The sequence below is a fragment of the Actinomyces israelii DSM 43320 genome (assembly GCF_000711965.1).
Lineage (GTDB): Bacteria > Actinomycetota > Actinomycetes > Actinomycetales > Actinomycetaceae > Actinomyces > Actinomyces israelii.
Genome location: NZ_JONS01000050.1, coordinates 1 through 20,902, shown reverse-complemented (window position 1 = coordinate 20,902; position 20,902 = coordinate 1). Strand labels below are relative to the sequence as shown.

The following is a 20,902-nucleotide window of genomic DNA, read 5'->3' as shown; positions in this document are numbered from 1 at the left end:
TAGGAGGACTCAGACCTGTACTCGACCCCGAATCTGATCTGCACGACGTCCTTAAGGGCCGGGACGTCCCAGAAACCGGCCTTGACGCCTGCCTCCGACGGCGGTCTACTGAGAATCTCCTCCAGCTCCTTCTTCTGCGCCCGCTTGAGCTTTGACGCGTTCTCGTTGCCGGCGTGACCGGTTACCACGGAGCCCAGCCTGGTCTGCCGCCATTCCGACAGCCACTCACGTACCGTCCCCTCGGCCCGCTCGACCATCTCCGCGATAATATCCAGGCCGACGCCGCGGGCAGCGTACAGAATTGCCTCCGCCTTCATTCTCACCAGCTTGTAGGTGTCTGAACGCTTCTTCCACCTGATGAGGATGCCCCGTTCCTCGTCCGTCATGTCGATCCGCATGCGACTATCTTATACGAGGTGCTCCGCAAACACCAACCAGGAATCCCGCAGCAGCCGCCCCAGAATGTCATTTTGTTTAATTCCAGCCATACTCCGACAAGGCGATCTTGACCGAGTAGAACAGGCCCGTGATCTCGCTCGCCCTCACCCAGGCGCCCGCCCTGTCCTGATCCACTGCCGTCCAGTAGTGGTCCGCAATATCGAACCGCTCTTTGCGAACCCACCCCAGCCGCTCACACAGACCGAACGCCGCTTCAGTGCTCGCCAACCACCCCAGCTCGGCCCACGCCCGCACCAGCCCCACACCCTCGGACACAGACACCACGCCGTCCACCGTCCCGGACGGCAGCCTCAGCACACCCCCCCAGCAGCCCTTCCACGGCACGGCCCCACGCCGCCTCGACCTCGGCAGCAGCACGTCGCCGCGAGACATCCACCAGCCGAGCGAGCTCAGCCTCACGAGCAGCACGCTCAGCCTCCTCATCGGCCGCCACCGGCACCAGCTCGGTCCGCCACCGCTCCGCACCCTCACGCAACCAGTCAGGCAGGAGCTCCTCGTCCCGGGGGAACAGGTCCATCTCCTTCTTGCACGCCACCAGCGAAGGCAAGTTGTAGCTGTACATGGGGACACGCACCCAGTCGCACTCCTGGTGCAGCACACCATCGGAAACATCCATCCACAGACGCGACCACGTCCACGCACCACGACCACGAACAAACTGGGCCTTGCGCACACGACCCAAAGCGGAGAAGAAGTCACCGGGATAATACACCCGCTCACGCCTGCCGTTCCTGACCATCCGCAGATCATAGCTTTCGGATTCCCCAAGGCCGTTAATCTCAACCTCAATACGCTCACCACCCTGCTCAGCCAACCACACCCGCACCATCTCCTCAGCACGAGCGAACGCCTCATCCGCACCCAGATCACGCGAACCCATCACATTCCTTCCACTAGGATTCCCCCGCTCCGCGCCTAAGGGCGACCGCAGCAACTTCAGATTGCATCATTTATCAACCAGCCGCTCCCGCACACACATCAATGCGGACATTTGCGCAAAGTTTCGCACCGGTCCCCACAATCACGAGATACCGGCACCGGCACAGACTCGCCCGCTCGCACCCTTCCAATATCGTCATAGCGACAGCTATCATATTCGTTCAACGGGTGAACACGACGAGTCCGCTTCTCTGGCCAGGTCTGGCCGCCTGGCTGCGCCCAGGGCGCGACCGTCGCAGTGACAATGGCGCTGGGCGGCTCACGCACAGCCATGAGAAGCGCACCGATCTGGAAGAGGAGTGCCCACAACCACCGGGACCACGACGAGATCGGACAGCACAAGACTCGCGCCGCTCTCCATCCCGACCAGCCCTCTCTCACAGCAAGAGCCTAGCGCAGCGTGCCCAACCGGCTGGGGTAGGAAGTCCAGGCAACGCGCGCTCCCAACGTTGACAGCAGCTCGTCACACGGCCGTTCCAAGCAAGCCCCAAACGTCCAGCCCACTCGCGGCTCCAAGTGCATCGGAGGTCCCATCCCGGAACCAACCGGCTAGGCTGGCCCTGCTGTCGGCTCCGCTCATGTCTAGCTCAAGAGGTGATCGCGACTTGTCTCTGTCACGTCTCGCCGGGTCCCATCCCATGATCGACAGCGCTGAGGACGGCGCCGTCGTCACCTACCTGTGCGAACACGTGCAGGCCTTCACCGAACCGCTGGCCGACCTGCTCCGCAAGTACTCCGGGCAGCGCAGACGCAATGTCATCGTCATCCCTGAGGGCGGAGTCGTCACCCGGGCTTTCGACCGCCTCACCGCCGTCGCCGGCGCACTCGTTCTCGTCCAGGAACTCGGTGCCGGCTTCCGAGACCTCCGCTCCGGCCGCTGGTTCGAGAGCGTCTCCGCAGCGCTCAGGACGGACCGGGACCACCAGGCCGTCATCTCCAAGGTCTTCAGCAGGCCCTCCCCGACGATACCCGCCGTCGGCGTCGCCGCCTCGATCTATCATCCTGCACGCATCGGCATGTCATTCGGCAGAGTCGTCGAGCTCATCATCGAGCGTCTTCTTCCCGGAGCCACGCTGTTCTGGGGCGATTGTGAGCCCGTCGGCTCCGCCTGGGACCGCCCTGCGCTCACCACCTTCACCCGCCGGCACATGCCCGTCACGCACCTGGTGCTGGTCGGTCACGACTCACGGGGCACGCTCGCCGGTTCCATGACCGTCAGTCCGACGCGCCTCGGGCTTGAAGAGTATGTGGAGGTGTACGTCTATACGGCGACAATGTCCGCCGAGGCCCAGTCGGAGGCCGCCAGGGCCTTGCTGCGAGCACTCGCCGATGAGACCAGGCCGCGACTCGCACTCGTCACCTGTCGACGCCTACGGGCGGATGTCGCCGTCCCGGTCACCTCCCGCACGCCGCCCACTCCACTCGGCGTCCTCATCGGTCACGACGGCACCCGGAAGCTCGGGGACGATACTGATCGGCTCGCAGCAACGCACCATGGCGAGACCAGGGGATGTGGGCGCCGCCGCTGCCTTCTCGTTTCCACCGACACCGAGCAGAAGACCGATATGGACACCGATATGGATAAGGAAGCCGATTGGACCGGGCTGCTCGACATGCTGCGCACACTCGACAAGTCCAGAGGCAACATCGCGCGAGTCCTGGAGAACGCGGGCACAGACTCGGCTCCGGCCGCTCCCGGCCTCCCGTGACCGCACTTCGGTTCCAGCCATCACAGGGAGCTGAACCTTGCCGCAGGTAACCACCGTCCTCACCAGCAGTGTCCCCGAGGTCCTCGACATTATCGCGATCGCCCTCAAGCACAACATGGACGCGAAGTTCGCCCGTTCGGCCGATCGGGCGACCGTCGCCGTCTACGCGGACTTCGCACCGAAGTACCCGGCCGTCACCGTCGTGCGCCCCACGCTGGTGATGGACCGCCGCGAGCTCATCCGCGTGCTGGGCATCGCACCCCCGGCCGACTGGGAGGCGCCCTTCGTCCTCACCAGGATCCTCGTGCCCTGGCGCAAGAGGTACATCGTCTACCGGGATGTCGGCGTCGACGTCGCCTTCACCAACCACGGCATCGCGGTGCAGGACGGCAAGGTGCTCACCCCCGAGGACCCGCAACCGTGGGTGCTGAGTGCCGACGGCAAGTGGGAGCCGACCCCGCAGACCGAGGCCCGGTGGAAGAAGGCCCGAGCACTCATGTACCCGACCTGAGCCCGTCGAGGCCGCGACCGCTTACTACGCTCCTTTGTCCCTTACTGTACGGCGGAAAGGGGCGTAGTAAGGGACAAAGGAGCGTAGTAAGCGAGATCAGCCGCGGTCCATGAGGCGGCGCAGCGGGCCGTCCTCGCCCATGAGCTCGTCGGGCGCGCCGTCCTGGACCACCCGCCCGCCGTCGAGCACGACGACGTGGTCGGCCTGCCCCACGTGGGCCAGCCGGTGGGTGATCTCGATGATCGTGCACCCGCGCGCCCACTGGCGCACAGAGGCGCGCACGGCGTTGTCGAGCCCGGGGTCCAGGTGGCTGGTGAACTCGTCGAGGATCAGCACGCTGGGGCCGGCCAGCAGGGCGCGGGCCAGCGCCAGGCGCTGCCGCTGCCCGCCGGAGACCGACGCGCCGCGCTCCCCGATGAGCGTGTCGTACCCGGACGCCATCGCCATCACGTCGTCGTGGACGCAAGCGGCCCGGCAGGCGCCGATCACGTCCTCGTCGCTCGCCTCGGGCCGGGCGAGCCGGACGTTGTCGGCCACCGAGGCCCGGAACAGGTGCGCCCGCTGGGAGACCAGGGCGACCTCACGCCGCAGCGAGTCGCCGGTCAGCTCGGCCACGTCGACGTCGTCGATCAGCACCCGCCCGTACTGCGGCACGTCGGTGCGCACCGCGAGCCCCGCCAGTGTCGTCTTGCCCGAGCCGGACACGCCCACCAGGCAGGTCCACTCCCCCTCGGCCGCGTGCAGGCTCACCCCGTGCAGCGACGCCGACCCCGCCCCCGGGTAGGTGTAGACGACGTCCTCCCAGATGACGTCGTGGGCGGGGCGCGCCAGCAGCTCGCGGTCGCCGTCGGGCACCTCGACGGGCGCGTCGACGAGCGCGTAGACCCGCTCCGCCGCGGCGAAGGAGGCGGACAGCGCCCCGGCGAGCTCCTCGACCGCCCGCGCGGTCTCGGCCAGGCGGACGAGGGCGGCCACGGCGGCCGCGAGCGCGGCGGCGCCCACCGCCCCGGACTGCACCCGAGGCGCCCCGACGGCGAGCACGGCGAGCGGCCCGGCGAGCACGAGCAGGGCGACAGCGCCGCGCCGCACCGCGGCCCAGGCGGCGGCGGGCCGGCCGGCGCGGGCGACATCGTCGTCCAGGGCGGCCATCTCGGCCAGGCGCTCGGCGGTGCGCCCGTAGCCGACGACCTCGCCCAGGCCCTGGACCGAGTCGGTCAGGTGCTGGGTGAGCGCGGCCCGGGCCGCGGCGGTGCGACGCGCGGAGGTCAGGCCGCGGCGCCGTCCGGCCAGGGGCGCGGCCACCAGGGCGCCCAGGAGGAAGGGCAGGGCGACCGCGGCCAGGGTCCAGGAGACCCGGGCGCCGATGACCACCAGCACGGTGGTCGGCACGACGACGGCCGAGACCATGGGGGCGAAGGTGTGGGCGAAGAAGACCTCGATGCGGTCCACGTCCTTGGTGGCGCGGGCCAGCAGGTCCCCGGAGCGGGAGGTCGCGCTCACGCGCGGGGAGCGCGGGATGAGGGCGCGGAAGATCTCGCCGCGCAGCAGCTCGAGGGCCTTGAAGGCGACGAAGTGCCCCATGAACTGCTCGCCGTAGCGCAGCGCCGCCTTGGCCAGGCTCATGGCGGCCATGGCGCCGACCACGGGCCACGGCGAGGGGACAGGGGCTCCGGAGGCGAGCGCCTGTCCGGTGGCGACGACGGCGTGGGCGCCCAGGGCGAAGAGTCCGACGCCCAGCAGGAGGTCGGTGATGCGGCACAGGGTGGAGCCGAGCAGCGGCTTCAGGACGGGGCGGGTGACCCGCAGCAGCCAGGCGATGAGCACCGGCCGGGGCGGGGCGGGGCGGCGTTCGGCGCCCGCCGGGTGCGCGGCGGGCCCGACGGCGGAGATCCTGGTGGGCTCCTGCTCCTTCGCAGCGGTCATGGCTCAGGCCTCCTTCGTCGTGTTCGTCACAGGGGTCTGGGCGCTCCCAGAGGACACAGGGGTCTGGGCGCCCCCAGAGGGCGCGGAGTCCGAAGCGCCCCCGGCAGACGGGCCGTCCGAACCGCTATCGGAGCCGCGGGCCGGGCCCCGGGCCGAGCCGTCGCCGGGGCCGCTCGGGCCCACCTCCCGCACCCGGCCGTCGGCGACGCGCACGACCCGGTCCGAAGCCGTCAGCGCCCCCGCGCGGTGGGAGACGGTCAGGACGGTGCGGCCGTGGGCGAGCCGGTCGATGGCCTCGACGATCTGGGCCTCGGAGTCGAGGTCGACCTGGCTGGTGGGCTCGTCGAGGATGAGCAGGGGCCGGTCGGCGAGGAAGGCGCGGGCCAGGGAGACGCGCTGCGCCTGGCCGCCGGACAGCCCCAGCCCCTGCTCCCCCAGGCGGGTGCCCAGGCCCTCGGGCATGCGGCGGACTTCCTCGGCGAGGTTGGCGGCCTGAAGGGCCTGCCACAGGCGCTCGTCGGTGGCGGCGGGGTCGGCCAGGCGGAGGTTGTCGGCGATGGTGCCGGTGAACAGCCAGGTCGTCTGGGCGACGACGGCGCTGGCGGCGCGCACGGCCTCCTGGGTCTCGGCGGTCGAGGCGGTGCCGGCCACGCGCACGGTGCCGGCCGCGGGCAGCAGGTCCCCGCCGGCCAGGGCCACGAGCGTGGACTTGCCCGCGCCGGAGGGGCCGACGACGGCGACGTGCTCGCCGGCCTCCACGATGAGATCGACGCCGGTCAGGACGGCCCCGGAGGCGCCGGCGGGCTGGGCCACCCTGTCCGGGCCTGAGGTGCCCGGGGCCGCCCTACCCGGGCCTGAGGTGCCCGGGCCTGAGCCAGCCGGGCCCGGCCCCGTCGGGCCGTGCGGTCTGCCTCCCGGGTGGGCGCCGCCTCCCGGGTGGGCACTGCCTCCCGGGTGCGCGCCGCCGCCCGGGTGCGCACTGCCTCCCGGGTGCGCGCCGCCTCCCGGGTGGGCCCCGCCCGCCCCGCCACGGCCTGAACCGGCCCGCTGGCGTACAGGCGCGCCGCCCGACCCGCCGTCCGTCCAGGAGGCGGTCACCCCCTTGAGGGCGAGTGCGGGACCGCCGTCGTCGGCCCCATCCGACACGGGCAGGCCGTCGTCGGGGGCGGCGCCGCCGGGGCGCTCGGCGGCCAGCAGGCGGCGCATGACGCGCTGGTTGGCCATGCCCCCCATGCCGATGTAGAAGAAGGCGCCCACATGGTCCAGGGGCTCGAGGAGCACGTAGCTGACCAGGGCGATGGCCAGGGCGTCGCCGACCCCGATGGCGCCCGACGCCAGGCTGCTCAGGGCCATGCCGACGGCGGCGGTGACGAAGAACAGGGAGAACAGGCAGTCGGTGACGAGGATGACGAACTGGTTGCCGGCCAGCAGCCCCATGACCGCGCGGCGGTTGTCCTCGCCCGCACGGCGCAGGTCGGCGGCCCGGCGGCGGGCGGCCCGGGCCAGGGTGAGGGTGGTCAGGCCCTGGATGGCGTCGAGGTACTCGGCGGCGAGCCTGAAGCGCTGGGCGCGCGACCTCGCCGAGGAGCGGCGCATCTTGGAGTGGAGGGCGATAATGGTTCCGGGCACGAGGACGACGGCGACCGCGAGCACGGCGGCCGGCACCCAGTCGACCGCAGCGGCCAGCAGCACCAGGACCAGGGCTGGGGACAGGCACGCGGCGACGGTGGGGGCCAGGAAGGTCTGGCGGTACAGCGCGACGCGCTCGGCGCCGTCGGTCAGCAGGGAGACGCTCGCGCCGGAGCGGCCCCGCGCGGCGCGGGCGGGGCCGAGGGCGAAGATGTGGTCGAGCAGGCGCGCGCGGATCGCGCCCTCCTGCTGCGCGGCGCCGGCGCGGGCGACCGCCTCGGCGGCGAGCTGGCCCGCACCGGCGACGACGGCGGCCGCGGCGGCGGATGCGAGGTGGTGGCGCCAGGCGTCGGGGGCGGCGCCTGGCAGGAGCGCGCCGAGGCCGCGCCCCGCGCCGATGAGGGCCCAGCCCTGGGCGAGTCCGGAGACCAGTGTGAGGGCGAAGGACGCGGCGTTGGCGCGCCACCCGGCGGGCGTGCCGACGGGGATGCTCGGCTCGGCGGCGCCACCGGGCCTGCGGCCGCGTCGGAGGGCGGGGCGGACGGTCTCCGGTGTCATGGGGCCTCCTGGATGGTGGTGAGCCGCGGGAACCTCAAGGGTAGGTACACCTAACCTTGCGAGCGGAAAAATCGTATGACATGACGGGACGTCCGCAAGCCCGGGTCTGGCATCTGATACGGCCGTCGCCCAGCTCTTTTTCGCCGAGATCGGTCGAGTTCCGGCTCGAGATCGGTCCGCGGACCGATCTCGGCACCTGACGGCGGTACGGGCGGGCACCGGCCCGCGCCGCCCGGGTCCCGTCGGGCGGCGCGGGCCGGGGGATCCGGTGTCAGGCCGCCGGCCGGGGGCCCGCCTTCGGGGCGCCCTCCCGCGCCCCGCCAGCAGACGCCGCCAGGCGGGCCATGACCCCGCCGATGAACGCGTCCCCCAGGCCGATGGTCGTGGGGGCCGCCGTCCGCACGTCGTAGCCGGGCGCGATCAGCACGCCGGCCCGCCGCGTCTCCACGGCGCCCGCCAGTGCGACCCCGACCGGCTCGCGCGGCGAGGCGGCGACGGCGTCGTACTCTGCGCGCCCGTAGTGGTCGCCGTGGGCGAAGCGGGTGGAGGCCAGCAGGCACCCGGCCTGCGCAGCGTCCCGGTACAGGCCCGCCTGGGCGCCGATGCAGGCCGCGTACCGGCTGGTGTGGACCATGACCGTCGGCGCCCCGAGGATCTCCTGGAGCCCCTCCATCATGGCCGCGACCTCCTGCGGCTCCGCCAGGTCGGCCTGCCGCCCCAGGTAGTGGCGGGCCTCGTCCTCGTTGAGCGAGTGGACGCTCGCCACCGACGGCATGACCTCCAGCACGAGGGACCGCATGGTCTCGTCGTGGAACCCGGCGTCCTCGTAGACCACCGGCGCCCCCTGCGGCACGCCGCGGAGCATGCCGGCGAGCTCCGCGAGCCTGGCGCGCAGGTCGGCGGCCCCCTTCATCGTGTTGAGGCCCGAGATCAGGACCGCCGACGCCTGGCGCAGGGCGGCGGGAAGGTCCCGGCTGAGCACCATGCGCTCATTCGGCTCGTCATTGACCAGGATGACGCGGTTGGGACGGCCGGCCACGACCGTCCCGTCGACCAGCCGCACCGCCGCCCCGCGGGGGTACTGGACGATGACGTGCGGGTCCAGCGAGTCCTCCTCGGCGCTGCACAGGTAGGCGACCCTCTGGGGCAGACGGCGGCGCACCTCGTCGCTGATGGACACCAGGTGGACGGTGGAGCCGACGCCGAGCCGGTTCATGGCCAGCGCGGCCCGCACGCAGGTCCCGCCCAGCGCCACCCGGCGGTCGAAGCGGGCGTCGAAGGCGAGCAGGTGCGCCTTGTCCGCCACGTAGCACTCGCAGCCGCGCCCCCGGCGCATCGACCGCAGGACCGTCAGCGCGATGCCGCGCTCGTCGGGGACGGCCGAGGGCGGATCGTCCTCGATCTCGGCCAGACGGATCCCGTGCCCGTCCACGAGGCGCTGGAACGCCCCGGCGTCCCACTCCAGCTCGTCATCGACCGTCCCGCCGAGCCCGAGAACGATCCGTCCCGTCATGTCAGCCCCCCTCAGTCCTCGTTCAGAACAGGTCGGCCTTGCCCGCCGACTCGAACAGGTCGATCTTCTGCGCCGCGCACCGGCGCAGGGCCTCCTCGCACGGGGGCTCGATCGCGTTCGGCTCCCGCAGGTGGGGGTCCTGGAGGACCTCGCGCATGCGCTGGAAGTAGGCCGCCTTGATGTCGGAGGAGATGTTGATCTTGTTGATGCCGCCGCGAACGGCGCCGGCGATCTCCTTGTCGGAGTTGTTCGACCCGCCGTGCAGCACCAGGGGGATCCCCAGGCGCTCCTTGATCTGCGCCAGCAGGTCGAGCCTGAGGGCGGGCTTGATCTCGGAGGGGTAGAGCCCGTGGCGCGTCCCGATGGCGATGGCCAGGGAGTCCGCGCCGGTGGCCTCGATGAACCGGGCCGCGTCGTCGGGATCCGTGTACAGGATCTCCTCCGAGCCGGTCTCCCCGTACTTGTCCGAGACCCCGATCGTGCCCAGCTCGGCCTCCACGGACACCCCGACGGCGTGGGCCGCCTGGACGACGCGGGAGGTCTCGGCGATGTTCTCCTCGAAGGGGGCGAAGGACTTGTCGATCATGACGGAGGTGAAACCGCTCTGGATGGCCAGCAGCACCTGCTGGTAGGTGGCGCCGTGATCCAGGTGGATGGCGGTGGGGACCGTGGACTTGCGCGCGACCAGGATCATGGAGGCCAGCATCTCCGGGCGGATGTGGCTCAGCTCGTCGGGGTGGATCGCAATGATGTGCGGCGAGCGCTTCTCCTCGCAGATGTCCACGACGGCGCGGAGCATCGAGTAGCTCGAGATGTTGAACGCCGGGACCGCGAAGCGGTGCTCATGGGCGACGGCAAGGATATCGTTACCCGTGGTCAGCATATGGGTTGTGCCTTTCTTTAGGGGGCGCCAAGCTCAGTTCTTGACGGATCCAGCGGTCATGCCACCGATGAAGTAGCGCTGGAAGAATACGAAGAGGAGAATGACCGGGATGGAGCCGAGCACGGACATCGCCATCATCTCGTTCCACTCATAGGAGTGCTGCCCCATGAGCAGCTGGATCCCGATCGGGACCGTGCGCATGCTGTTCGTCCTGGTGAGGGTCAGCGCGAACAGGTACTCGTTCCACGCGATCATGAAGGTGTAGATCCCCACGGAGACCACCCCGGGCACGGAGATCGGCACCAGGACCCTCCACAGGGCCCCGAACGAGGACGTCCCGTCGACCTTGGCGGCCTCGTCGAGCTCGCGCGGGAGCGTGTTGAGGTAGCCGGTCAGCATAATGATCGCGTAGGGAAGTGTGAACACCATGTAGGTCAGGATGAGGCCCTGGTAGGTGTTGTACAGCCTGAGACCGACCATCAGCCCGAAGAACGGGATCAGCAGGGTGATCGGCGGAACCGCCTGCACCGAGATGACGACGACGTTGATCGCCCTCTTCCCCGGGAAGTCGAAGCGGCTGAAGGCGTAGGCCGCCAGAATGGACACAATGAGGGTCAGCGCGGTCACCGACAGCGCCACGAAGTAGCTGTTGGCGAAGAAGCGCATCTTGCCCGCGTCGTGGAAGATCGATGTGTACGCCGCCAGCGAGGACCCCTCCTCGATGATCCTGGGAGGGCTGGAGAAGATCTTCGAGTTCGGCTTGAAGGAGGACACGAGCATCCACAGCACCGGGAACGCGGCGAAGCCGCCGCCCACCAGCAGGCCCGCCCACACCCCGATCCGGCTCATCAGCCGTCGTCGTTGCCTTGAGGTTCGTCGTGAGATCATCGTCAGTCCCTCGCCTTCTGGCTGCGCACGTAGAAGAACGCCAGGACCATGGACAGGACCAGGACGATCACCGCGCTGGCGGAGGCGCCCGCGAAGTCGTACTCGGAGAAGGCGAGCTTGTAGGTGAATGTCGAGAGCATCTCGGTGGCGCTCAGCGGCCCGCCGCCGGTCGTCATCCAGATCAGCGCGAACTGCTGGGATGTCCAGATGAGGTCCAGCAGCGCCATGGAGACGATGATCGGCCGGAGCTGGGGGACGGTGATCGACCAGAACCGCCGCACGGGCCCGGCGCCGTCAACCTCCGCGGCCTCGTAGAGGTCACGCGGAATCCCCTGCAGGCCCGCGAGGATCGAGACCATGAAGAACGGGTACCCGGACCAGATGTTGATGGCGGTGACCACGGCCAGCGCCGACCCCGGGTCGGAGAGCCACTCGTGCTGGCTCGCCACCAGCCCGATGCCGGACAGGATCGCGTTGACGATCCCGTTGGGGTTGAGCAGGAGCCGCCACAGGACCGCGACGATGGCGATGGTCAGGAGCCAGGGGAGCACGAACAGCGTGCGGAAGACCGCCCTGGTCGTGCGCGAGACCAGCTCGGAGTTCAGGAGCATGGCGAAGCCGAGGCCGATCAGCATGTGCGCCACGACGCTGATCGACACGAACCAGAACGTGTTCGACAGCGCGGTGCGGAACTTCGCGCTCGTGAGGATCTCGACGTAGTTGCGCAGCCCCACGACGTGGGACTCGCGGGCGGTGATGACGCCGTCCATGAGGGAGTAGCCGACGACCATGACGATCGGCACGACCATGAGGACGACGAGCAGGAGGATCGTCGGGGACAGGTAGGCGTAGGGCACCAGGGCGCGCCCGATGCGCTCGCGCCGCGGCAGGGCGCAGGGCGCGGCGCCCGACGTCCTCACAGCCCTCGCGGCCCCCGGGGCGCCCACGGAACCCGGGGCGCCCGCACCGCCCTGGGCACCCGCGGCACCCTGGGCGCCCGGGGCGCTGCGAGGCCGCGCCCCGCACCCGGGCTCAGAACTCCTCATCCCAGGCGCCCTGCGCGTTGGCCAGCATGGTGTCGACGTCGATCCCGCCGCTGAGGTAGGTCTGGAGCTGCTCGTCGAACTTGCGCATGAGGGTCTCGGAGACCGGCAGGCCGGTGAACTCGTTGGCGGGCGTGCCCGAGCCCCAGATGTCGAAGGCCTTCTTGAACATCTCGTCGTTGTTGACGAAGTCGGGCGTCGCCTTGCTGTTGCCGGGGAAGGCCTTGGCGTCGTTGGCGAGCTCGGCGTTGACGTCGGCCCCCATGAGGAAGGCCACGAGCCTCCAGGCCGCGGAGGCGTGCTCGGTCGTCCCGGACACGCCGATCCCCCACGAGGCGTACGGCATGCCGCGCTGGCCGGTGTAGCCGCTGCGGGCGGGGATCGCGGCGATGTCGAAGGCGAGGTCGGGACTGGCCTCGCGGATGGTGTTGACGTGGGCCAGGGAGTCGATCATCAGGCCGGTGCGCGCGTTCGTGAAGTCCTCGACCTTGTCCTGCTCCTTCATGGTGAAGGCCCCGGGTGAGACGACGCCGTCGTCCCACAGCTTCTTGATGAACTCCGCGGCGCTCCTGACGTCGGCGTTGCCCTTCAGGTTCGGCTTGCCGTCGCCGGTCAGCATCGAGCCGCCCGAGGCCCAGACCCAGGACATGACGTCGTTCTGGATGCCGTTGGGCGCCTCCAGGGACAGGGGCAGCGCCCACCCGGACACCTCGCCGCCGGTGACGGCCTTGGCGGCCGCGGCGAACTCCTCGCGGGTGGAGGGGACCTTGGCCACCCCCGCCTTGGTCAGCAGGCTGGTGTTGGCGAACAGCGGGTACACGAAGTTCACCACCGGGATCATGTAGGTCGCGCCCTGGTACTGGATCTGGCTGGCCAGCTCGGAGTCGTCGTAGCCCTCCTGCCCCATCAGGGCGGTCAGGTCGGCGATCGCCCCCTGCTTGGCGAAGTCGTTGACCCAGGCGCCGTCAATGCCGACGACGTCGGGCATGGTGCCCGCGGCCGCCCCCGCCACGAGCTGCTCCTTGGTCGAGGCGTAGGGCCCCGACAGCAGCTCGACCTTGATCCCGGGGTTCTGCTCCTCGAACTTGTCCATCAGGGCGCGGAAGGCGCCGTCGGGGAGCTCGGGCTCCCACCACTGCGCGAACTCGAGTGTGACCTCCCCGTCCGCACCGCCCTGAGAGCCGCCGCAGCCCGCGAGGCCCATCGCCGCCATGGCGGCCACGGCAGCAGCGAGCTGCCCAAATTCACGTCGACGCATCGTTCGCTCCATCATCGTTGATCCGACTCGCGGCATAGTGCGCTTCTTTGCTGGAACCTGCCGCCAATGGAAACGATAGCGCAACTTTTTGCGCTTGTCGACCGCAACTTCTGTATCACACCCGCAGTGATCGGCACATACATGCATTCATCCGCTAGGCTGCCCCCATGAGCGATGCATCACGACTACCGGCCGGCCGCAAGGCCGACGTCGCCAAGTACGTCGTCGGGCACGGCCAGGTCACGGTCGCGGCCCTCGCCGAGCACTTCGCCGTCTCCGCCGATACCATCCGCCGCGACCTGGACCAGCTCGACTCCGACGGGGTCATCATCCGCACCCACGGGGGCGCCATGTCGAACTCGGCGATCCCCTGGCACGACACCGGGCTCGACGACCGCTCGCGGCTCCAGCCCGGTCAGAAGGAGCAGATCGGCCTGACGGCCGCCCAGCTCGTCGCCGACGGGAGCGTGCTCTTCATCAACGGGGGGACGACGACGCTCGCCCTCGTGCGGCACCTGAGCAGCCGGCGCGAGCTCATCGTCGTGACCAACTCGCTGCGCGTGCCCGCGGAGATCAGCGCCGACGCCTGCCGCGACCTGTACGTGATCGGCGGGCACGTCCGCCTGTCCGGGCAGGTGACGGTGGGACCCGTTGTCTTCGCCAGCTCCGTGTCCGGGGTCGCCACGGACATCCGCGTCGATCTGGCGCTCCTGGGGGTCGGCGCCATCGACGCCGGGGGCATCTCGACGACCAACCTGGACGAGGCCGCCATGCTCGCGCAGATGGCCTCCCGCGCCAGGAAGGTCGCCATCCTGGCCGACTCCACCAAGCTCGACCGCCGCCTGTTCGCCACGATCGGGGCGCTCGAGATCGCCGACTACCTCATCACCAGCACGGCTCCCACCGGCGCGCTGGGCAAGGCCCTCGCGGAGAGCTCCGTCGAGGTCCTGGTGCCCGACGCCACGCATCACGACAGGCACCAGGACAAGCACCGAGTCAAGGAGGACTCATGACCAGTACCGCGACCCGCCGGTTCTTCGACGAGGAGGCCCGCCGGCTCCTGCGCTTCGGAAGCCGCTCACGGGTGCCGGGAGGCTTCGGCTGGCTGGCCGACGACGGCTCCGTGGACTCCTCCCGCGGGATCCACCTGTGGATCACCGGGCGGATGACCCACTGCTTCGCGCTGGGACACCTGATCGGGGCGTGCGGGGACCCCGACAACGCGGGCGGGCCCGACCTCGCGGCGCACGGCGTCGTCGCCCTGCTCGACGGGCCGCTGCGCGACCGGGAGGCCGGGGCGTGGCGGTCGCAGGTCGCGCCGGAGGGGGCGCCCGTAGCGGGGCCGCTCGTCTCCTACGACCACAGCTTCGTCGTCCTGGCCGCCGCGTCCGCCCTCCTGGCCCGGGTGCCGCGGGCCGACGAGCTGCTGGAGGCGGGGCTGGAGGCCTTCGAGCGCCTGTGGTGGGACGAGGACGCCGGGATGGTCGTGGACTCCCGCGCGCCCGGGACGATGGCGGTGGACCCCTACCGGGGGGCGAACGCGAACATGCACACGGTCGAGGCGCTCCTGGGGGCGTACGCCGCCACCGGGGACGTGCTCCACCTCGAGCGCGCGCTGCGCATCACCTCGCGCATCTCCGAGCAGTTCGAGAAGCACGACTTCCGCCTGCCGGAGCACTACGACGAGTCGTGGTCGCCGCTGCTGGACTACAACCGGGACATCCCGGCCGACGCCTTCCGCCCGTTCGGCTCGACCATCGGGCACTGGCTGGAGTGGTCGCGCCTGATGGTCGAGGTGCGCACCGCCTGCGCCGCCCGGGGCCTGGCCTGCCCCGCCAGGCTGGACGTCATCCCCCAGCACATGTACCGCAAGGCGCTGCTTGAGGGATGGGGGCCGGACGGGGAGCCCGGATTCGTCTACACGGTCGACTTCGACGGCCGCCCGGTGGTGGCGCAGCGCATGTACTGGGTCCTGTGCGAGGCGATCGGCGCCGCCGAGACGCTCCGAGAGAGCACGGGCGACACCTCCTACGACCTCGACGTCGACGCGTTCGCATCCTGGGCGCGCACCTACCTCATCGAGCGCCCGGGCGAGTGGCGCGAGGAGCTCGACTCGAAGAACCGTCCCGCGAGCGGGACCTGGTCCGGCAAGCCCGACATCTACCACGCCCTGCAGGCCATGGTGATCGGGACGCTTCCGGTCGCACCGGCGTTCGCCGACGGCATCCTGCGCCGCACGGGCCGGGGCTGACCCGGTCGCCGGCGGGCAGGTCGGTCGGCCCCGCATCCTGCGGGGCCGGGCACGACGCCGCCCCGCGCCTGTGCTGAAAGTCAATCGTTCAGCGGTGCGTCGCGGCCCTGGCGGCGCCACCGGCTCACAGCCGACACTCAGCGCCGCTCCTCCCACTGGACAGGCTGCTTCGCTGTCATAGTGGAGCAGCGGGGCGCCCGCTCCGCCTGATCACGACTGGAAGGCTCTCATGTCCGCGTCACTGACACGCAGTGCCCGCATCCGTTCCGCCGTTGAAGGGATCAGCGTCCTCCAGGTGCTCGTCCTCCTCGGCACAACTCTGCTCGTCCTGTTCGGGGTCCTGCTCGGCGGACGCAACTACGTCTCCGCCGTCGACACCGACAAGCTGGTCTCGCAGCCGACGGACGTCATCGCCGCCAGCGACACGGTCGAGCCGCGCGAGCCCGCCGCGAGCTCCCGCCAGGTCTGAGGCTCCAGGCCCGGGGCTCAAGGCCTCGGGCGCAGGCGCCGCCCGCCGGGCCCCGTGGGGCCAGCGGACAGCTCCGTCTCGTGCCCAGACATGTCAGACTCAGCCCATGAATGCAACGACGCTTTCACTGGCCGCACCCTCCCTCCGCCACCCCTCTGCCGCAGACTCCCGGTTCTCGTGGAGGGAGCCGTCGCACGTCGTCGTCGAGACCTGCGTGGAGGACGTCGAAGGCGTCCGGGTCTCCGCGCGCGCGGGCGCCGACCGAGCCGAGCTGTGCGACAACCTCGCCGCCGGCGGGACGACGCCGTCGATCGGCGCGGTCGAGGCCGCCATCTTCGCCGCCGCCGAGGAGATCGAGCACCGCCGGGCGGTGGCGGGCGCCCACTGGGCCTCCGGAGCGGCGGCAACGCCCCTGGGCCTGCGCGTGATGATCCGCCCGCGCGGCGGCTCCTTCGTCTTCGACGCCGACGAGGCCCGGGCGATGATGGCCGACGTGCGGCGAATCGCCGCGCTGTCGCGGCAGATGAGCGAGTTCACGCGCCCCCAGCGGGTCGGCGGGGCCGGGCCGGAGCTGCCCCCGGCGGTCGATCTCGGCTTCGTCGTGGGCGCGCTGACCGAGGAGCACACGATCGACCGCGGCCTGCTGCGCCTGCTGGTCGACCTCGCCGAGGGCGCGCCCGTCGCCTTCAGCAAGGCCATCGACATCACGCGCGACCTGATCGAGGCCTACGGGGACCTGGGCGGGCTCGGGGTCGACTACGTGCTGACCTCCGGCGGGGCTGCTACCGCCGTCGAGGGCGCGCAGACCCTGCGCGGCATGGTCGCTGCGGGTCACGACAATGGCGGACCCCGCGTGGTCGCGGCCGGCTCGGTGCGTCCGGATTCCGTGACCCAGGTGGTGGAGGCCAGCGGGGTGCGCGAGGTCCACATGCGCTGCTCCGTACCCGGAGCGACGTGGCAGGAGCCGCAACGCACCGAGGAGGCGCAGGTGCGGCGCGCCGTTGAGGTGGCTCGCGCCCTGCACTGACCCCCTTCCCCCCTTCGCCGAGATCGACTCGCCATCGAACGAACCGATCTCGAGCCGGAAGTGAACCGATCTCGACGCGGTGATCAACCGATCTCGCGAGCGGGGGCGTCCGCGGGCGACGCCGCGGGGACGCCCCCGGCGCCGTGCGCGCCGCCCGCGCCGGCGCGCACGGCGCGGGCTGCCGCGACCAGGTGGCGCAGGCTCGCCTCGGTCTCGGCGTAGGCGCGCGTCTTGAGCCCGCAGTCCGGGTTGACCCACAGCTTCTCAACCCCCAGCGCCGCCACAGCCCGCCGCAGCAGATCGGTGCACTCCTGGACGCTGGGCACGCGCGGTGAGTGGATGTCCCAGATGCCCGGGCCGAGCTGGCGCTCGAAGCCGTGGGCGGCCACGGCCGGCAGGATGTCCATGCGCGAGCGCGAGGCCTCGATGCTGGTGACGTCGGCGTCAAGGTGGTCGACGGCGTCGATGACGACGTCGAACTCGGAGTAGCACAGGTGGGTGTGGACCTGGGTGGCGGGCGCCGCCCCGCCGGTGGCCAGGCGGAAGGCCCCCACCGACCAGCCCAGGTAGTCGGGCCGGTCGGCCAGCCGCAGCGGCAGGGTCTCGCGGATGGCGGGCTCGTCGACCTGGACGACGCCGATGCCCGCTGCCTCCAGGTCGGCCACCTCGGCGCGCAGGGCGAGCGCCAGCTGGTCGGCGACCTGGGTGCGCGGGATGTCGTCGCGCACGAAGGACCAGGCCATGATCGTCACCGGCCCGGTGAGCATGCCCTTCATGGGCTTGTCGGTCAGCGACTGCGCGTAGGAGCTCCAGGCCACCGTCATGGGCTCGGGCCGGGAGATGTCGCCCCACAGGATGGACGGGCGGGTGCAGCGCGACCCGTAGGACTGGACCCAGCCGTGCTCGGTGGCGGCGAAGCCGTCGAGGAGCTCGGCGAAGTACTGGACCATGTCGTTGCGCTCGGCCTCGCCGTGGACCAGCACGTCCAGGCCGATCTCCTCCTGGAGGCGCACCACCCGCCTGATCTCGGCGCGCATGGCGTCCTCGTAGCCGGCCGCGCCCAGCTCGCCGCGGCGGTGGGCGGCGCGCGCCCTGCGGATCTCGGAGGTCTGGGGGAAGGAGCCGATGGTCGTCGTCGGCAGGAGCGGCAGGCCGAGGCGCGCCTCCTGGGCGGCCCTGCGCTCGGCGTAGGGGGCGCGGGCGCGGTCGGCGTCCGTCACGGCGACGACGGCGGCGCGCACCTCGCCGCGGTTGACCCCGGGATGGGCGGCGCGCTCGGCGCGCAGGCGGGTGTCCTCGGCGAGCTCGCCGGCGACCGCCCCACGCCCCTCGGCCAGCCCGCGCGCCAGGATGCGGACCTCGGCGACCTTCTGGTCGGCGAAGGCGAGCCAGGAGCGGATGTCGTCGGGCAGGGAGGTCTCGCGCCCGGCGTCGTGCGGGACGTGCTGCAGCGAGGTGGAGGTGCCCACGACCACGGGCGCACCCGTCGGCAGCGCGTCGCGCAGGGACTCCAGGGCGCTCAGGGCGGCCTCCAGGTCGGTGCGCCAGATATTGCGGCCCGACACGACGCCGGCGACGACGGTCTTTCCCTCCAGGAGCGCGAGGTCGTCGGCCGGGGGGGTCTGGCCGGCCACGAGGTCGAGGGCGACCCCCTCGACGCCGGTGCCGGCCAGGACGGGCAGGGCGTCGCCGAGTGACCCGTAGGTCCCGGCCACGAGCACCTGGGGGCGCTCGGTGATGGCGGCGATCCACGTGTAGGCGTCGGCGAGCGCGGCCAGCACCGCCTCGCGCGGGACGTCCCAGGCGTCGCTGACCAGGGCGGGCTCGTCGAGCTGGACCCACTCGGCGCCGGCGGCCCACAGGTCGGCCAGGAGGTGCCCGTAGGCGCCGAGCACGTCGCGCAGGCGGTCCAGGGGCCGGAAGCCGGCCCGGGCGCCGTCGGCGGCCTTGGCCAGCAGCAGGTAGGTGACCGGGCCGACCACGACGGGCCGCGGCGCCTCCTCGCCGGCGCCCAGCGCCTCCAGCACCTGGGCGACCGGGCCGTCGGTGGGGTCGACGGCGCCGAAGCCGGGGACGTAGTCGATTGGGGTGTCGGCGTCGAGCTCGGGCACCAGATAGTGATAGTTGGAGTCGAGCCACTTGGTCATCTCCAGGGCGGCGCGCTCGCCCTCGCCGCGGGCGGCCGTGAAGAAGCCCGGCAGGGAGGTGCCCGGGAACCCACCAGCGCCCTGTGCGCCGCCGCCGGCGCCGCCGCGCAGGTCCGCGAAGCGCCGCGGCAGGGCCCCGAAAGCTGTGGTGACCTGGAGCACCTGGTCGTAGTAGGTGAAGTCCGCCGGGACGGCGGAGGCGCCGGTCAGGCCCAGATCGCGCAGGCGGGCGCGGGTGGCGGCGCGCAGGGCGGCGGCGCGCTCGCGCAGCCCGGAGACGTCCAGGGCACCCCTCCAGTGGGACTCGACGGCGCGCTTGAGCTCGCGGTCGGGGCCGATGCGGGGGTAGCCGAGGATCGTGGCGGCGGGCAGGGGGCTGGTGGGGACGGTCATGAGCGTTGCTTCCTTGGGGTTCATCGGCGAAGGTGCGGGACGACCGCGTACGCGACCAGAGCCTAGGCGCCGGCCTGGCTCGAGGGCGGAGTCTGCGCGGGCGCGGCGCGGACGCGGTCCGGGTCACAGGGGCGGCGAGACGCGGCGGGCGACCGCCTCAGGACCTCGCCGCCCCGGGCATTCGACCGCTCGGCCCCCGGTCGCCGCCGGGGGTGGCGTTGAGGTAGTCGCGGCGGACCTCGCGCTGGACGGCGGTGTCCGGGGAGGAGCCGGTGAGGATGCCGCCCAGCCGCAGGTGGGAGATGACGTCGAGCGCCGGGCGCACCCGGTTGAAGGTGTAGAGGTGGACGCCGGGGGCGCCGCCGTCGAGCACGGCGGAGGCGAGGTTGAGGGTAGCGTCGATGCCAGCGGCGGCCGCGGCCGCGCCGTCGGAGCGCTCCAGGGTGCGCACCAGGTCGGGCGGGACGCCGACGCCGGTGAGGGCCTCCAGGCGGGTCAGGCGCCTCAGGTCGGTCAGCGGGATGATCCCCGGCAGGATCGGCATGGTGACCCCGGAGTAGAGGGCGGCGCGGCGCAGCGCCAGGTAGTCCTCGGGGTCGTAGAAGACCTGGGTGATGGCCAGGTCCGCCCCGGCGGCCTGCTTGGCGCCCAGCACCTCGACGCCGGTGCCGTGGTCGATGTCGGCCGGGTAGGCGGCCACGGCGATCTGGATGTGGCGGGTGCCGTCGTCGAAGTAGTCAGACTCGACCTCGCGGATGACGCGCACCAGGTCGTCGGCGTGGGGCAGCTCGCCGGCGACGTCCTCGGCGGCGCGGCCCCGCGGCGGGTCGCCGCGCAGGGCGAGGAAGCGGCGCACGCCCAGGTCGAGGAAGCGGCGGACGATCTCGACGACGCTGTCCCTGCGGTAGCCGATGCAGGTCAGGTGAGCCATGAGGGGGACGTCGGAACGGGACAGCACGTGGGCGACGACGTCCTCGGCGGGGTTGCGCTCGCGGCGCACGCGCACAGGCGGGGCCGCGCCGGCGACGCTGGCGGTGCTGGAGACGCCGGAGCCGGCAGTGCGGGTACCGGTGCCGCCGATGACGAAGGAGGGGCGGTAGGTGACCGACACGAAGTCGGGGCCCGTCGCCAGCAGCCGGTCGAGGGCGCCCCAGGTCTGGGTGACGTGGCGCCCGGGCCGCGGCGGAAACAGCTCAAGGGATAAGGAAGGGCGCGCCGTCTGCGGCGCGTGCGGGGCGGGCACGGCGCCAGGTGCGGCGGGGCGCGCCGTCTGCGGCGCGTGCGGGGCGGGCACGGCGCCAG

Annotated in this window: 16 protein-coding genes and 1 pseudogene; 6 read left to right on the top strand and 11 right to left on the bottom strand. The window is 71.6% G+C overall.

Features of this window, described 5'->3' with window-relative positions; all coding sequences use genetic code 11:
• Both O145_RS13185 and O145_RS18350 read right to left on the bottom strand, forming a co-directional pair.
• Positions 1-398: pseudogene (locus O145_RS13185) on the bottom strand (IS630 family transposase); the annotation flags it as partial.
• A gap of 254 nt (positions 399-652) precedes the next feature.
• Positions 653-1,339, bottom strand: coding sequence for a hypothetical protein (locus O145_RS18350; RefSeq protein WP_156966769.1), 687 nt, complete (start codon positions 1,337-1,339; stop codon positions 653-655).
• 697 nt (positions 1,340-2,036) lie between these two features.
• Here O145_RS18350 and O145_RS13175 point away from each other — a divergent pair.
• The gene (locus tag O145_RS13175; RefSeq protein WP_043563769.1) at positions 2,037-3,107 is read left to right on the top strand and encodes a DUF6177 family protein; all 1,071 of its coding nucleotides are present in this window, start codon (positions 2,037-2,039) and stop codon (positions 3,105-3,107) included.
• 37 nt (positions 3,108-3,144) lie between these two features.
• Positions 3,145-3,618: a hypothetical protein gene (locus tag O145_RS13170; protein WP_043563768.1), complete on the top strand. Its 474-nt coding sequence runs from the start codon at positions 3,145-3,147 to the stop codon at positions 3,616-3,618.
• 96 nt (positions 3,619-3,714) lie between these two features.
• Here the strand turns inward: O145_RS13170 and O145_RS13165 are convergent, their stop codons facing one another.
• The 7 genes from O145_RS13165 to O145_RS13135 form a co-directional block, all read right to left on the bottom strand.
• Entirely contained in the window at positions 3,715-5,541 is a 1,827-nt protein-coding gene (locus tag O145_RS13165) for an amino acid ABC transporter ATP-binding/permease protein (RefSeq protein WP_229118569.1), read from the bottom strand.
• A 3-nt stretch (positions 5,542-5,544) separates the two neighbouring features.
• The gene (locus O145_RS13160; RefSeq protein WP_043563765.1) at positions 5,545-7,728 is read right to left on the bottom strand and encodes an ATP-binding cassette domain-containing protein; all 2,184 of its coding nucleotides are present in this window, start codon (positions 7,726-7,728) and stop codon (positions 5,545-5,547) included.
• 271 nt (positions 7,729-7,999) lie between these two features.
• Positions 8,000-9,241 carry an ADP-dependent glucokinase/phosphofructokinase gene (locus tag O145_RS13155; protein ID WP_043563763.1) on the bottom strand — a complete coding sequence of 414 codons (1,242 nt, stop codon included), beginning with the start codon at positions 9,239-9,241 and terminating at the stop codon, positions 8,000-8,002.
• Between the two features lie 22 nt (positions 9,242-9,263).
• The gene (locus O145_RS13150) at positions 9,264-10,124 is read right to left on the bottom strand and encodes a ketose-bisphosphate aldolase (RefSeq protein WP_043563762.1); all 861 of its coding nucleotides are present in this window, start codon (positions 10,122-10,124) and stop codon (positions 9,264-9,266) included.
• 33 nt (positions 10,125-10,157) lie between these two features.
• Positions 10,158-10,973, bottom strand: coding sequence for a carbohydrate ABC transporter permease (locus O145_RS13145; protein WP_229118568.1), 816 nt, complete (start codon positions 10,971-10,973; stop codon positions 10,158-10,160).
• A 41-nt stretch (positions 10,974-11,014) separates the two neighbouring features.
• Entirely contained in the window at positions 11,015-11,932 is a 918-nt protein-coding gene (locus O145_RS13140) for a carbohydrate ABC transporter permease (protein ID WP_052375160.1), read from the bottom strand.
• Between the two features lie 112 nt (positions 11,933-12,044).
• A complete protein-coding gene (locus O145_RS13135) occupies positions 12,045-13,313 on the bottom strand; it encodes an ABC transporter substrate-binding protein (RefSeq protein ID WP_043563758.1) in 1,269 nt (422 codons plus the stop codon).
• 167 nt (positions 13,314-13,480) lie between these two features.
• Between O145_RS13135 and O145_RS13130 the strand changes: the two genes are divergently transcribed.
• The 4 genes from O145_RS13130 to O145_RS13115 all read left to right on the top strand — a co-directional run bounded on the left by O145_RS13130 (position 13,481) and on the right by O145_RS13115 (position 17,060).
• The gene (locus tag O145_RS13130) at positions 13,481-14,326 is read left to right on the top strand and encodes a DeoR/GlpR family DNA-binding transcription regulator (protein WP_043563757.1); all 846 of its coding nucleotides are present in this window, start codon (positions 13,481-13,483) and stop codon (positions 14,324-14,326) included.
• Positions 14,323-15,564, top strand: coding sequence for an AGE family epimerase/isomerase (locus tag O145_RS13125; RefSeq protein ID WP_043563755.1), 1,242 nt, complete (start codon positions 14,323-14,325; stop codon positions 15,562-15,564). The genes O145_RS13130 and O145_RS13125 overlap by 4 nt, the downstream gene beginning before the upstream one ends.
• A 229-nt stretch (positions 15,565-15,793) precedes the next feature.
• Entirely contained in the window at positions 15,794-16,033 is a 240-nt protein-coding gene (locus tag O145_RS13120) for a hypothetical protein (protein WP_043563753.1), read from the top strand.
• A gap of 106 nt (positions 16,034-16,139) precedes the next feature.
• Positions 16,140-17,060: a copper homeostasis protein CutC gene (locus tag O145_RS13115; protein ID WP_229118567.1), complete on the top strand. Its 921-nt coding sequence runs from the start codon at positions 16,140-16,142 to the stop codon at positions 17,058-17,060.
• Between the two features lie 83 nt (positions 17,061-17,143).
• Here the strand turns inward: O145_RS13115 and metE are convergent, their stop codons facing one another.
• Both metE and O145_RS13105 read right to left on the bottom strand, forming a co-directional pair.
• Positions 17,144-19,600, bottom strand: a complete 2,457-nt coding sequence (gene metE / locus O145_RS13110) for a 5-methyltetrahydropteroyltriglutamate--homocysteine S-methyltransferase (RefSeq protein WP_229118566.1) — start codon at positions 19,598-19,600, stop codon at positions 17,144-17,146.
• Between the two features lie 157 nt (positions 19,601-19,757).
• Positions 19,758-20,894, bottom strand: a complete 1,137-nt coding sequence (locus O145_RS13105) for a methylenetetrahydrofolate reductase (protein ID WP_156966770.1) — start codon at positions 20,892-20,894, stop codon at positions 19,758-19,760.
• Positions 20,895-20,902 lie beyond the last annotated feature (8 nt).

Excerpts from the sequence above, each read along its gene's own strand:
- O145_RS18350 (WP_156966769.1), bottom strand. The coding sequence starts at position 1,339 with ATGGGTTCGCGTGATCTGGGTGCGGATGAGGCGTTCGCTCGTGCTGAG.
- O145_RS13175 (WP_043563769.1), top strand. The coding sequence starts at position 2,037 with ATGATCGACAGCGCTGAGGACGGCGCCGTCGTCACCTACCTGTGCGAA.
- O145_RS13165 (WP_229118569.1), bottom strand. The coding sequence starts at position 5,541 with ATGACCGCTGCGAAGGAGCAGGAGCCCACCAGGATCTCCGCCGTCGGG.
- O145_RS13160 (WP_043563765.1), bottom strand. The coding sequence starts at position 7,728 with ATGACACCGGAGACCGTCCGCCCCGCCCTCCGACGCGGCCGCAGGCCC.
- O145_RS13155 (WP_043563763.1), bottom strand. The coding sequence starts at position 9,241 with ATGACGGGACGGATCGTTCTCGGGCTCGGCGGGACGGTCGATGACGAG.
- O145_RS13150 (WP_043563762.1), bottom strand. The coding sequence starts at position 10,124 with ATGCTGACCACGGGTAACGATATCCTTGCCGTCGCCCATGAGCACCGC.
- O145_RS13145 (WP_229118568.1), bottom strand. The coding sequence starts at position 10,973 with ATGAGCCGGATCGGGGTGTGGGCGGGCCTGCTGGTGGGCGGCGGCTTC.
- O145_RS13135 (WP_043563758.1), bottom strand. The coding sequence starts at position 13,313 with ATGCGTCGACGTGAATTTGGGCAGCTCGCTGCTGCCGTGGCCGCCATG.
- O145_RS13130 (WP_043563757.1), top strand. The coding sequence starts at position 13,481 with ATGAGCGATGCATCACGACTACCGGCCGGCCGCAAGGCCGACGTCGCC.
- O145_RS13125 (WP_043563755.1), top strand. The coding sequence starts at position 14,323 with ATGACCAGTACCGCGACCCGCCGGTTCTTCGACGAGGAGGCCCGCCGG.
- O145_RS13120 (WP_043563753.1), top strand. The coding sequence starts at position 15,794 with ATGTCCGCGTCACTGACACGCAGTGCCCGCATCCGTTCCGCCGTTGAA.
- O145_RS13115 (WP_229118567.1), top strand. The coding sequence starts at position 16,140 with ATGAATGCAACGACGCTTTCACTGGCCGCACCCTCCCTCCGCCACCCC.
- metE (WP_229118566.1), bottom strand. The coding sequence starts at position 19,600 with ATGACCGTCCCCACCAGCCCCCTGCCCGCCGCCACGATCCTCGGCTAC.